The organism is Coriobacterium glomerans PW2 (assembly GCF_000195315.1).
GTDB lineage: Bacteria > Actinomycetota > Coriobacteriia > Coriobacteriales > Coriobacteriaceae > Coriobacterium > Coriobacterium glomerans.
The window spans coordinates 1,501,875-1,513,919 of the sequence record NC_015389.1 but is presented as its reverse complement, the minus strand read 5'-3'; the positions used below and the strand labels follow the sequence as shown (position 1 = coordinate 1,513,919).

Genomic DNA, 12,045 nt, shown 5'->3' with positions numbered 1-12,045 from the left:
CTCCGCGCTTCGCGCGCCTCGGTGCGGCGATCCACATTTCTCGCCGAGCGATGGCTCATCGCGGCTATACTGGACCACATATGAACAGGCCCAGTCTCGCGTCGCGCTCCGTTGAGCGGCCGCACGGCGACGGATCCACAAGGAGGACAGAGCAGTGCTTGCAGTCGACGAGCAGATGCGCATCATATCATCGGGAACCGCTTCCATCGTTCCCGCGGATGATCTCAGAAGGAAGCTCGCACGCGGAGTACCGCTGAACATCAAGCTCGGCGTCGACCCGACCTCCTCCGATCTGCATCTCGGTCACGCCGTGCCCCTGCGCAAGCTGCGGCAGCTCCAGGATCTCGGCCATCGCGTGACCTTGATCATCGGCAACGGGACCGCCCTGATCGGCGATCCCTCGGGGCGGAATTCAACGCGCCCGCAGCTCACGCCCGACGAGATCGACGCCAATGCGGCCACCTACGTCGCTCAGGCGACCAAGATCCTCGATCCTGATGCCACCGAGGTCCTCTACAACGCCGCGTGGATGCTCGCCTTGGATCTGAAGGACCTTCTGGAGCTCGCGAGCAGGTTCACCGTGGCGAGGATTCTGGAGCGCGACGACTTCACCCGTCGCTATGAGTCGCAGACCCCGATCGCTCTGCATGAATTCCTCTACCCGATCATGCAGGCATATGACTCGGTGAAGATCGAGGCGGATGTCGAGATAGGCGGCAACGACCAGCTGTTCAATCTGCTCGCCGGTCGCGAGCTCATGGAGAAGCTCGGCATGGAGCCGCAAGTCGCTCTCACGATGCCGCTGCTCGAGGGTACAGATGGCGTCCGCAAGATGTCCAAGAGCTATGGCAACTACATCGGTCTGACCGATGCGCCCGAGGAGATGTTCGGCAAGACGATGTCGATCTCCGACGAGATGATTCCGCGCTATTACCGGCTTGCGAGCTCGCGATCGCCCGAGCAGGTCGATGCGATCGAGGCGGCTCTCGCCGATGGATCCGCGCAGCCTTATGAGCTGAAGCGTCAGCTGGCCCGCGAGATAGCGGACACCTATCATGGAGCCGGTGCCGGAGATCGGGCGCAGGCAGCTTTCGACCGCGTGTTTCGCGAGGGGCGCCTGCCCAGCGAGGTGCCCGGGGTGTTCGTCGATCTGGAACCAGGCGATGACGGCACGGTCTATCTTGCCGGGGTGCTGAGACAGGCCGGGCTTGCCGGCTCCTCGGGGGAGGCCCGCCGTCTCATCGATGGTGGTGGCGTCCGCGTGGCAGGCGAGCAGCTCGCGCCCGGCTGCTACAACCTTGACCCGCGCGAGCTCGAGGGCGCCGTCGTCCAAGTGGGCAAGCGGCGCTTCGCCCGTCTGTTGCGCGGTGAGTAGCGCAAGCGGATCCGTCTTCGGATCGCGCTGTCGGCGCTCGGCTCCCTCGAGCTGTTCGGCCTCGATCGCCGAGGCTCGCGCCCGCACGGTCTCTGCGGCTCGATCGCCTCTGAGCGCCGCGTGGATCCTTTGCTGCCGGATAACCTGACGGCCCCGTGCGCCTCGGCGGGTCTGGATGTCGGCCGCCTCACATATCGCGTCGCTTCGGCGTCTGTCGCGGCTGATCTTGCGGCGGTTCCTCGTCGAGCTGGCAGGCGCGACAGAGGCCCTCGAATATCGTGTAATGGGAGATCCCGGCATAACCGGTTCGCCCTTCCACGAACTCGTCGATGGAGGTGTCCGGCGCGACTCCCACATCGGTGACCGCACCGCATGATGTGCAGGTGAGATGCGCGTGAGGCAGGGTGCAGCCATCGAAGCGGTTGCCTCCGGACGTCTTGATGATCTGGATGACGCCGTCTTCGACGAGCAGGTTCAGATTGCGATAGACCGTGCCGCGGCTGATCTTGCGATCGCGCTTGCGAACCATCAGATAGACCTCATCCGCGGTGGGATGGGAGCGGCTGTCGCGGACCGCCTCGAGGATCATCTTGCGCTGTCTGGTGTTTCTTCTCTGAGCGGCCATACGTGCACCCCCTTTTCCGAGTCGAGATCGCGCCGCGCCGTCCGCCCGCTTCGGGTCACGACGCCTTTCATTCTCGCAGGTTCCCCGATGCTGCGTGTCTCAGCGGAACAATCTCCCTGTATTGCTCACTATCAGGTCCTGGTATCGATTGTCTGCGCACTCGTGCAGGGCTGCTCGCTCGATCGATGCGGCGAGAGCGCCGCGATCGGGTCCTGCGGCTGCGGCAGAGTTTATCAGAGGCGCACGTCGAAATCCGCATCCGTCTGCCGCGTCGGCATCTCGTCGCTCTGTTCGAGCCATACGCGGCATCCCATGCGATCATAGTAGTCGTGCAACGCCTTGAGATGCGCCATGATGTCGGCCGGGGCGGCCTGCAGCTCCATCTCGACCGATCCGTCGTCGAGGTTTCTGACCCATCCCGTCTCGTTGCTGTCGCGCGCGATGCCCCGGTTCGTCCAGCGAAAACCAACGCCCTGCACGGTTCCGGTGAAACGCAGATGGAGACGCATGCGCGCTCCATCTGCTTTCGCACGCTGCTGCAGCCTGCGGAGCAGCTCCAGCTCGAGATCGCTGCGATGCGGCTTCGCTCCGGGACCGGACCGGTCGCCTTCTCGTCCGGCTCCCTCGGCGATTTCCCTCAGCCGATCGATGAAGCTCATCGTCTACCTCCTGTCCCGCGGAAAGGCGATGCCCGCCTGACGGCGCGCCTCGTCCATGACGGCGATCGAGGACGTCGTGATGTCACGGCACCTGCCGAGCGTTCCGGCGCCCCCGGCTGTCGCCGTGGCGAACGCGGCCCCGCGCGCCGTGTCAGCCACGGCGTCGATGAAGTCGTCCAGCTCGTAGCGCATCGTATTGGCGCAGGAGGCTAAAGCGAGCTCGCGTTGGCTCGCTCCGACCTCCTCGTGGACCTGCTTCGCGTCCCCGCGCAGCGCGCGTCCGCGCACGTTGAGCCGCGCCCGCTGGGGCGAGGAGATCTTGTCGATGCGCAGCGTGGCGAGCTCGCCCTCGATCTGGCTGTCAACCAGATCGTTTGTGATCTTCGAATAGCCGAGCTCTGCGACCGCGCCCGGATAGCGCGCGATGATGACCCCCGCCCCGTCGATGGGTCCGTGCGTGATATCGCGGGTCGCCGGATCGAGCAGCACGGGCACGCACGTTATCTCCTGCGGCTCTCCGAGCAGATCTATCATGGGCTCCACGCAGTAGACGCCGATATCCATGAGCGCGCCGGCGGCCATCTCGCAGTCGAAGATGGCGCTCGGGCGACCGGCCAGGATCTCGTCGTAGCGCGATGAGTACTTGCCGAAGCGGATGCTCACGCGCCGCACGGGACCGAGCTGGGAGATGGTGTCGCGGCACGTGCGGTAGGCCGGATCATGCAGCGGACGCATGGCCTCCATGGCAACCGTCGCCGCCCGCTCGGCGGCGTTGAACACGGCTGACGCCTCGCGCAGGTTCGAGCCGAGCGGCTTTTCCACAAGAACGTGCTTGCCGCCCTCGATGCAGCGCAGGGCCTGCTCGCAGTGGAGCGCGTTGGGGCTCGCGATGTAGACGGCATCCACTTCGGCGCTATCGGCGAGCTCGCCGATCGAGGAGAACGCCACCGAGCCGCCTCGCTGCCTTGTGAAGGCCTCCGCCCGCGCCGGATCGCGGGAGAGGGTTCCAACGAATACGGCACGTCTGTTCGCGTTCAGCGCCTCCACGAAGTTGTCGGTGATCATACTGGTTCCGATGGTTGCGATTCGCAGCATGCGCCCTTCTCCTTTCTTCGGGGACGCAGCGAGCGCCACGTGCGGCGCGCATGGCGCTCAGTCCGCGTCGTGCTCCGAGAAGCCTTTGTCCTCGTTCAGTTTAGCGGAATCCGCGGCCTCGGTCGCGAGTTCGTCGCAGCGCTCGTTGAGCTTGGAGCCCGCATGACCTCGCACCCAGACGAACGCGACTCGGTGGTCGCTCTTGGCCTCGAGCAGGCGCTTCCACAGATCGACGTTCTTGACCGGCTTTTTGGCCGCGGTCTTCCAGCCGCGCCGCAGCCATCCGTCGATCCAGCGCTCGTTGAACGCGTTCACCAGATATCGAGAGTCGGAGTGCAACTCGACTTCGGACGGTCGCGTCAGCGCCTCGAGCGCGACGATCGCCGCCATGAGTTCCATGCGGTTGTTCGTGGTGCGCCGGAATCCGCCGGACATCTCGCGCCGAAAGCGCTCGCCGCGCGGACCCACGCATGTGAGCACCGCGCCGTAGCCTCCGGGTCCGGGGTTTCCGCGCGATGAGCCGTCTGTGTAGATCGTGACCTTCAAGCTGCCTCCAGCTGTCCTGACGAGCCTGTTCGCGACTCTTCTGCACCGCCTATTGTCACCTCTTTGGGTCGGGCGAGCGGCGGCGCGCGACGAAGCACAGTGATTATTCAGGTTTGCCGCCACCGGGCGCCATCGCCGCCGCGCGACCGGACCCGTGCCTCTACAATGGGATCTTGATGGCATATGCGGCGAGCGGGGGAGGTCCGGATGCAGTATCGACAGGACGGCCGAGGCGGCAGGCGCATCTCGGCGCTCGGACTGGGTTGCATGCGCTTTCCGGGATTCGCGATCGGTCGACCCGATCTGCGATCCGCCGAGGCGATCATCGCCCGAGCCCATGAGCGCGGGATCAACTATCTGGACACGGCCTATCTCTATCCGGGCAACGAGGCATGCGTGGGCGCCGCGCTTCAGCGGCTGGGTCTGCGCGATGCCATGATCGTCGCCACCAAGCTGCCGCACGGCTCGTGTCGGCGGCCGGAGGATCTCGACCGCATTCTCGATATCCAACTGCGTCGTCTCAGGACCGACCGGATCGACTGCTATCTCATCCACAACATCTGCGCGCCCGCGCAGTGGAAGCATCTGCAGTCGATGGGCATCGAGGCGTGGCTCGCCCGACAGCGCTCGCAGGGGCGGCTGGGTGCGGTCGGCTTCTCATACCATGGCAGCGCCGCAGACTTTCCCGTGCTGCTCGATGCCTACCCGTGGGACTTCTGCCAGATCCAATACAACTACCTCAACGAGCGCTATCAGGCTGGGACGGCGGGGCTCATCGCCGCCCATGCGCGCGGTATGGGCGTGTTCGTGATGGAGCCGCTGCTGGGAGGACGTCTGGCTGGAAAACTTCCCGATGAGGCGAAGAGGATTCTGGCCGAGGCGGGGCGTGACCCGACCCGCGCTTCCGTTCGCGGCCGCGGACGGTCTCGCGACGTGAAGAGCGTCTCGGCGCTCGAGACGCCGGCTGCGTGGGCTCTCGCGTGGGTGCTCGATCACGCTGAGGTCACGATGGCGCTATCGGGCATGACCTCCGCAGAACAGGTGGATGAGAACGTCGACATCGCCTGTCGGGCGGAGCCGGGCTCGATGAGCGCCGATGAGCTCGACGTCATCGCCAGGGTGGTCGAGGTTGTTGAGCGCTGCGGCCGCATCGCCTGCACAGGTTGCGCCTACTGCATGCCGTGCCCGGCCGGTATCAACATCCCCGGGTGCTTCTCGGCGTACAACGCCTCCTTTGCCCACAGTTGGTTCACCGGGGTTCAGCAGTACCTGATCGCCTCGGGGGGCCTGAGGCGCTTTCTGTCCGGCAGCGCTTCGCGATGCATGCGATGCGGCCGATGCCTCGGTCGCTGCCCGCAAAAGATCGCGATTCCCGATCGGCTGCACGACGTCGCCCGCCGGCTGACTCCCTGGTACCCGGGGGCGTACCGACGGGGTGTCCGGCGAAGCTCGGACTGACTGGAGCCCTCGGGTCTTCGGCGGTCACTCGCCATCGGCGCAAAACGGATCCGCTGGCAAATCTGAATGGGAACTCTGCTTCCAATCCGCAACGCATCTCCATAATCCATACACATGTACGTGCTTCGCGCGATGTGGAAGAGCATCGCGGCATCGATCGTCTGGCCCCCCTGGGCGGTCAGACAGGCACGAGTCGCATGCGAGCCACGAGGCGTCACGAGCATCAATCGCTCTCGCTGAGAGAGCGAAACTCCTCAAGCGACATACCGAGCCTGTCGACGATCTCGCACGCTTTGGGCCAGGTAGGTTCACGCAGTTGCCCTGACAGAAGCCTCGATATGTAAGATGAGCTGATATCACCGCCCACGATATCTGCCTCACGCAGCCCCTTGTGGCGCAAGGCGGCGGCGAGCGCTGTTGAGAATGACATATGCTGACCCCTCTTCAGGAACGGTTCGAACCAGACGCTGAAACAAAATGATACCAATGATGGCACCGCATGCATGATTTGCTCTTGACAGCTTCATATTAGCTATTACTATTCCTTCATATAATTAACTAAAGCGTGGATCATCACGCGACGTACAGGAGAGCACATGGCTAACAAGCTTGTTCTGGTCACACATGGCGATTTCGCAGACGGGATCATCTCATCCATCGAGCTGGTGCTGGGCGCGGCGGTGCCGATCGCGTCCGTGTGCGTCCAGGCGCACGAGACCGTTCTCGCCGTCGTCGAACGCACCGAAGCCGCGATCGCAGAGTTCGGCCCGGACGAGCCGATTGTTGTTTTGACAGACATCATAGGCGGCAGCACTACGCAAAGCGCTCTGCGCGTGCGCGCTCGCGCCGCCGGCAACGTGTACTTCGTCGTGGGTCTCAACCTTGGTCTCGTCCTCGAGATCGCGCTGCTGCCGCTGATTGCGCGCACCCGCGCGTCTCTCACCGGAAGCGAGTTTTCCAGCGATCCCGTGAGCGAGAGGGATACGAAGACCGCTTCGAGTCGCATGACGACCGTCGTTCGCGAGAAAAACGAGGCGATGCTTCGGCGCGCAGTCGCCGCCGCGAAAGAGGGCATCGGCCTCCTGCGCGATCTCATGCCCGATGATCAGGATCTCAATCGTCGTCAAACCGATCCGGACACCGCCGAGCTGTAGGGGGGCTCTCAGATGATCAAGCTTTTGCGCATTGACGACCGACTCATCCACGGTCAGGTCGCTGTCAGCTGGACGTCGCATCTCGGTGCCGACACGCTTGTCGTGGCGAGCGACGCCGCCCTGAGCGATGCCCTCATGCGGACCGCCTTCAAGATGGCGAAGCCGCCGCAGGTGACGCTCTCCATCAAATCACTCGAGGGCGCCGCGCTGGTCCTCAACAATCCCAAGCACGAGAGGCGCATCATTCTCGCGGTGTGCGCGAGCCCCGCCGACGCGCTCATCCTCGCAAAGCGCTGTGCGGGGATCGGCGAGATATGTCTGGGAGGGGTCCGCCAGGCACCGGGTCGCCGTCGCATCTCCGGTTCGGTCTTTCTCGACGAGCAGGATGTGGCGGCACTCAGACAAATTCATGAGCTGGGAAAAAGGGTTTTTCTGCAGTCCGTTCCAACCGAGCGGCCCATGGGCTTCGAGGCGATCGTCTGCGCGTACGAGCAGGGTTAGCGCGGCTGGGCCCCGGCGGCGATCGCGCGCGTCAGCCGTAAGCTCAGCGCAAAGGTTTATCCGACACAGGGAAGGAGAAGTATATGGTGGTTCAGGCACTTCTGCTGGGGATCCTCTCCGGATTCGCGATCTGGGACGGTCGCGTGTGCGGTCAGTGGATGTTCGAGAGGCCCATCGTTCTGGGGCCTCTGGTCGGTCTCATCTTGGGCGACGTGTCCACCGGCGTCATCACGGGGGCCGCAGTCGAGCTCGTCATGACCGGCGTCGTATCCATCGGCGCGGCGGTGCCGCCCGATGTGGTGTGCGGGGGCATCTTGGCCACGGCGTTTTCGATTCTGTCAGGGCTGGACACGCAGGCCGCTGTCGCGCTGTCTCTGCCCATAGCGACGCTCGCGCAGTCGGTGGGCATCCTCGTCCGAACGCTGAACTCGACGTTTCTTCGCATGGCGGATACCGCGGCTGACAAGGGCGATTTCGCTGGGATCTCGCGAGCCCTCTGGGGCGGCGCGACTCTGTTCTGGATCAGCAACTTCCTGATCGTCTTTCTCGGTGTTCTGCTCGGCGCGCAGGTCATCGGCAGCTTCGTCGACTGGATGCCGAGCTTCATCATGGGAGGGCTCAAGGCCGCCAGCGGCATGCTGCCCGCCCTGGGCATCGCGATCCTCATGCAGCTCATCTTCGATAAGACCAATGCCGCATACCTCTTCGTCGGTTTCGTGCTCACGGCGCTTCTGGGCATGAGCACCACCGGTGTGGCGATCGTGGGCGCGACGATCGCCTATGTCATCTACCAAGCGGCCAGCGCCCGCGACGCGCGGCTCGCTGCGGCCCCCGCCGACCGGGTGACCGGTTCGAGCGACCCCGGCGCCGCAGCCGTTTGCGCGCCGCCGACGTCGGCAGCCCCGGCCCTCTCTCGAGATCTGGATGGTGAGCTGTGATGAGAGATATGGACGAAGCCGTCAAGCCCGGCGGCATGATCACGAGACGAGACATGCGCAAGGTGTTCTGGCGCTCCTTCCCGCTGCAGGCCTCGTTCAACTACGAGCGGATGCAGAACATCGGCTTCTGCTACGCCATGATACCGGTGCTGCGACGGCTCTATCCCGAGCGCGATCAGGCCGCCCGCGCCCTCAAGCGGCATCTGTCATTTTTTAACACCACCCCGCAGGTCGTCACCTTCATCACCGGCGTCGCGATCGCCCTGGAGGAGGAGAACGTGAGCGCGGAGCGTCAGGGGCGTCCCTTCGATATCGAATCCATCGCGGCCATCAAGGCTGCGCTGATGGGACCGCTCGCCGGCATCGGCGACTCGTTCTTCTGGGGAACGTTCCGCGTCATCGCCACCGGCGTCGGCTGCGGTCTGGCCTCCGGGGGCAGCCCGCTCGGCCCGATTCTGTTTCTGCTCATCTTCAATATCCCGCATGTGCTCTCGTGCTGGTGGGGTCTGGATATCGGCTACCGGAGCGGCGTCGGCTTCATCGAGTCCGCCGAGTCCTCCGGAGTGATCGAGAAACTCATGGGTGCGGCCAAGGTCATGGGCCTGTGCGTGGTGGGTGCGATGATCGCCTCGATGGTGACGTTCTCCACTCCGCTGGTGGTGGCGATCGGCCAGACGACCATCAAGGTCCAGGATATCTTCGATCAGATCCTGCCCTCGATCCTGCCGCTGGCGCTCACGTTTGCCTGTTACGTTCTGCTGAAGTGAGATTTCAAGACGACCACGGTCATGTTCGGGCTTATTCTCTTCGGTATCATCGGTGCGTTCGGAGGAGTCTTATGATGTCATCTGCTATGTTCGGCTACATCCGTGAAACCCCTTCCGTGCTCAGTCGCATCATCGAGCAGCGCGCCTCGATCTGCGCCCCCTTCGTCGAGGCTATGCGCGACGCGCCCATCGAGCGGATCTACATCATCGGATCGGGCACGAGCTTCCACGCCGGTATCTCAGCCCAGACCTTCATCCAGGAGGTGATCGGCTGCCCGGTCAGCCCGATGTATCCGACTCACTTCGCCCGGGAAGCCCCTCTCGCAGATCCCAGAGCGCTGGTCATCGGCGTCTCCCAAGGCGGCCAGAGCCTATCGACCGTGGCGGGCCTGGACGCGGCGGCCGCGCGCGGCATGCGCACGGCGGCTCTGAGCGCGAACCCCTCTGCCCTCATCTTCGAGCACGCAGAGACGAGAATCATGCTGGAGGTCGGAGAGGAGGCGTGCGGGGCCAAGACCAAGGGCTACTGCGGCTCGATCGCAACGCTCATGCTCATGCTCGCCGAGTTGGCCCGCGCCACAGGCCAAGTCGCGCCCGCCGAACTCGATGTCTCGATAGCGCGCATGAGGCGCGTCATCGACAACATGCCGCCCGTGATCAGCGAGGCCGATTCCTGGTATCGCAGAATCGAGGCCGATCTTGTGAGCGCGCGCCGCATCATCGTCGTGGGCTACGACGCCATCTACGGAGACGTGCTGGAGGGAGCGCTGAAGATCTTGGAGACCGTGCGCCAGGGTGTGAGCGGTTACGATATCGAGGAGTTCTTCCATGGCATCTACAATTCGATCTCCGCAGAGAGCCACCTGTTCATCTTGGGATCCGAAGGCGCCTACAAGGCGCGGGCGCAGAGGCTCATCGAGATCCTGAGCGAGTGGACGCCGCACACCCACCTCATCGCCGACCCCAACGGGGTCGAGGCCCCCTCTGAGCGCGACCTGATCGTCCACCTCGTCGATGATCCGCTCTTCTCCTGCTGGGAGTACATCCTGCCGCTGCAGGTCATCGCCTGCCGCGCGGCTCAGTCCCTGGGGATCGATCCGGCCATCCCGAAGGATCCGCGGTTCCATGAGCGCATCGGCAGCAAGGCGCCTGTCGCCGAGAGCGGCAGCGTCACGTCGTCGCGCTAGCGCCGCGACCGGCGCGCCGAGCTTTTTCGTATTCCGCGGAGAGGACGACGCTCCGTGGAACTTGGAGCGCATCTCAGGTTCTATGCGCTTTTGGAGATGATCGTGGTGCGGGAGGGCGTCTGCGGTACACGCGGCGCCGGCAGCGATTCCCGGTGCACGGTTACCGAGGAAGCCCTCCCTGCAGCTGGAGCGCTCTGAACTCGTCAAGCGAGATCCCGAGCGCGTCGATCATCGCGCAGGCTCGCCTCCATGTCGGCTCTTTGATATTGCCGCGAAGCAGCTTTGACAGATATGCCTTGCTTATCAATTCGGATTGAAGGTCGACCTGCCTGAGACCCTTCGCGTCCATGAGAGCTCTCAGAGTCTCGGTGAACGTCAGGCTGAATTTGGTTGGAACGATGTTGGGTTGCGCGCCGAGACCGTGCGAGGTAAGCGCGCGCACCAAGCCCCTCCGATTTGGACGAAGACGTTTGTTGAGTACTCTTCTCATGCGCTTTCCAATCCCTTTCAATATCCCTTTCAAGCTATTTTGCGCATCAGTCATTGCGGTGCTGGAACTGTTCTCACAAGACCATATGATTCGCCATCAAATGAAAGTATAAAACGAGGGTCTTCACAACGTTTCGGGCATGCTGGCGCGAAACTACTTGAAGGGTATTCCTTGCAGTTGAAGCGCTCTGAACTCGTCAAGCGAGATGCCCACGGCGTCGATCATCGCGCAGGCTCGCTCCCATGTAGGTTCTTTGAATTTACCGCTCAGCAAGCGAGATAGATAGGGTTTGCTGATAAGGGGTGACTGAAGATCAACTTGTCTGAGATGCCGTGCGTCCATGAATACTTTCAATGTGGCAGCGAATGTCAAACTGGGTTCAGCTCGGTCCCCATCTGAACATGAGTGAAAAGTGGGCGAAGCACGTTTCCACAGTTGCTTGTCCTGAGGCGCGCGAAGACGTTTATTGAGGACTCTTTTCATATCTTGGCGAATTCCTTTCACTTTATGGTTGCTCTGGTGGCAGTCTTGTGCCGATGGGTAACTTTCATGTTCATTTCATCCAAGCATCTCATCGGGTGGATGCGCGCTTAGCAAACATACTTGCAAACTCTTCACGTAAAATTCAAATACGGAATAACTGATAGGGGAACGCGCGCTATTCAATTCGATTGTATAATGCCCCCTCCTGCCCGTTCCGCAATTCAATCATGCGGCCTTGTCCTTCATTTTTAAATATTCGTTCCGGTACTTCAATGACATGTCGGCAGCAAGTTATTTCTTATGCGCGTCGGCTGCTTTGATTTGTCGGCTTTATCTCGAAACAGTGCACAAGTAAGATAGTTGTTCATACGATTGGGTGTAAGTTTCATAAATGAGGCAATCGAATCGATTCAACGCAAAGGAAAACATAAAGCGATAGAAATAGTAACCCTCCTTATACTAGTTAAATACCTATACAATTTTATCAAAAGATAAGGACATGCTGGATTTAGTGGCAAAAAACAAAATATCTCGCTTGACTTATTACTAATTAGAACTAAGTTATATCCTATAGTTAATCCAAGATAAGAAACTACAACATGAGAAACTTAGAAGAAAGGATAAACATGGTTTCTAAAGCTGCAGGCAGAACCGCAAAGCTTGAGAATGGCATCCATATTTCGAACGATGCTTCAAAATATGGCATCGAGCCGAGATTGCAGACGCTATTGTCGTCACTCAATCTGAACCCGGCTGCGCGATCATTA

General features: G+C 62.0%; 13 protein-coding genes. 7 read left to right on the top strand and 6 right to left on the bottom strand.

Annotation, left to right across the window (positions count from 1 at the left end):
- Nucleotides 1–154: 154 nt before the first annotated feature.
- The gene (gene tyrS / locus CORGL_RS06620) at nucleotides 155–1,375 is read left to right on the top strand and encodes a tyrosine--tRNA ligase (RefSeq protein WP_013709136.1); all 1,221 of its coding nucleotides are present in this window, start codon (nucleotides 155–157) and stop codon (nucleotides 1,373–1,375) included.
- Nucleotides 1,376–1,562: 187 nt separating this feature from the next.
- Here tyrS and CORGL_RS06615 read toward each other — a convergent pair whose 3' ends face one another.
- From CORGL_RS06615 to rnhA, 4 genes are all read right to left on the bottom strand, one after another.
- A complete protein-coding gene (locus tag CORGL_RS06615) occupies nucleotides 1,563–2,000 on the bottom strand; it encodes a Fur family transcriptional regulator (RefSeq protein WP_013709135.1) in 438 nt (145 codons plus the stop codon).
- A 233-nt stretch (nucleotides 2,001–2,233) separates the two neighbouring features.
- A complete protein-coding gene (locus tag CORGL_RS10015) occupies nucleotides 2,234–2,659 on the bottom strand; it encodes an acylphosphatase (protein ID WP_013709134.1) in 426 nt (141 codons plus the stop codon).
- A 3-nt stretch (nucleotides 2,660–2,662) separates the two neighbouring features.
- Entirely contained in the window at nucleotides 2,663–3,754 is a 1,092-nt protein-coding gene (locus CORGL_RS06605; RefSeq protein WP_013709133.1) for a Gfo/Idh/MocA family protein, read from the bottom strand.
- Nucleotides 3,755–3,811: 57 nt separating this feature from the next.
- A complete protein-coding gene (gene rnhA / locus CORGL_RS06600) occupies nucleotides 3,812–4,300 on the bottom strand; it encodes a ribonuclease HI (protein ID WP_013709132.1) in 489 nt (162 codons plus the stop codon).
- Nucleotides 4,301–4,507: 207 nt separating this feature from the next.
- Here rnhA and CORGL_RS06595 point away from each other — a divergent pair, with 207 nt between their 5' ends.
- Complete coding sequence (locus CORGL_RS06595; RefSeq protein WP_013709131.1) at nucleotides 4,508–5,758, top strand: aldo/keto reductase; 1,251 nt, start codon at nucleotides 4,508–4,510, stop codon at nucleotides 5,756–5,758.
- A 223-nt stretch (nucleotides 5,759–5,981) separates the two neighbouring features.
- Here CORGL_RS06595 and CORGL_RS06590 read toward each other — a convergent pair whose 3' ends face one another.
- Nucleotides 5,982–6,188, bottom strand: a complete 207-nt coding sequence (locus tag CORGL_RS06590) for a transcriptional regulator (RefSeq protein WP_013709130.1) — start codon at nucleotides 6,186–6,188, stop codon at nucleotides 5,982–5,984.
- A 166-nt stretch (nucleotides 6,189–6,354) separates the two neighbouring features.
- On the opposite strand from CORGL_RS06590, the gene CORGL_RS06585 reads away from it, so the two are divergent.
- The 5 genes from CORGL_RS06585 to CORGL_RS06565 all read left to right on the top strand — a co-directional run bounded on the left by CORGL_RS06585 (nucleotide 6,355) and on the right by CORGL_RS06565 (nucleotide 10,305).
- On the top strand, nucleotides 6,355–6,912 hold the full coding sequence (locus tag CORGL_RS06585; protein ID WP_013709129.1) for a PTS sugar transporter subunit IIA: 558 nt from the start codon (nucleotides 6,355–6,357) through the stop codon (nucleotides 6,910–6,912).
- Nucleotides 6,913–6,924: 12 nt separating this feature from the next.
- Nucleotides 6,925–7,413: a PTS sugar transporter subunit IIB gene (locus CORGL_RS06580; RefSeq protein WP_013709128.1), complete on the top strand. Its 489-nt coding sequence runs from the start codon at nucleotides 6,925–6,927 to the stop codon at nucleotides 7,411–7,413.
- An 83-nt stretch (nucleotides 7,414–7,496) separates the two neighbouring features.
- Nucleotides 7,497–8,351, top strand: coding sequence for a PTS mannose/fructose/sorbose/N-acetylgalactosamine transporter subunit IIC (locus CORGL_RS06575; protein WP_013709127.1), 855 nt, complete (start codon nucleotides 7,497–7,499; stop codon nucleotides 8,349–8,351).
- The gene (locus CORGL_RS06570) at nucleotides 8,351–9,118 is read left to right on the top strand and encodes a PTS system mannose/fructose/sorbose family transporter subunit IID (protein WP_013709126.1); all 768 of its coding nucleotides are present in this window, start codon (nucleotides 8,351–8,353) and stop codon (nucleotides 9,116–9,118) included. The genes CORGL_RS06575 and CORGL_RS06570 overlap by 1 nt, the downstream gene beginning before the upstream one ends.
- A 71-nt stretch (nucleotides 9,119–9,189) precedes the next feature.
- Nucleotides 9,190–10,305, top strand: a complete 1,116-nt coding sequence (locus CORGL_RS06565; RefSeq protein WP_013709125.1) for an SIS domain-containing protein — start codon at nucleotides 9,190–9,192, stop codon at nucleotides 10,303–10,305.
- Between the two features lie 160 nt (nucleotides 10,306–10,465).
- On the opposite strand, the gene CORGL_RS06560 is transcribed toward CORGL_RS06565, so the two are convergent.
- The gene (locus CORGL_RS06560) at nucleotides 10,466–10,795 is read right to left on the bottom strand and encodes a helix-turn-helix domain-containing protein (protein WP_245526894.1); all 330 of its coding nucleotides are present in this window, start codon (nucleotides 10,793–10,795) and stop codon (nucleotides 10,466–10,468) included.
- Nucleotides 10,796–12,045 lie beyond the last annotated feature (1,250 nt).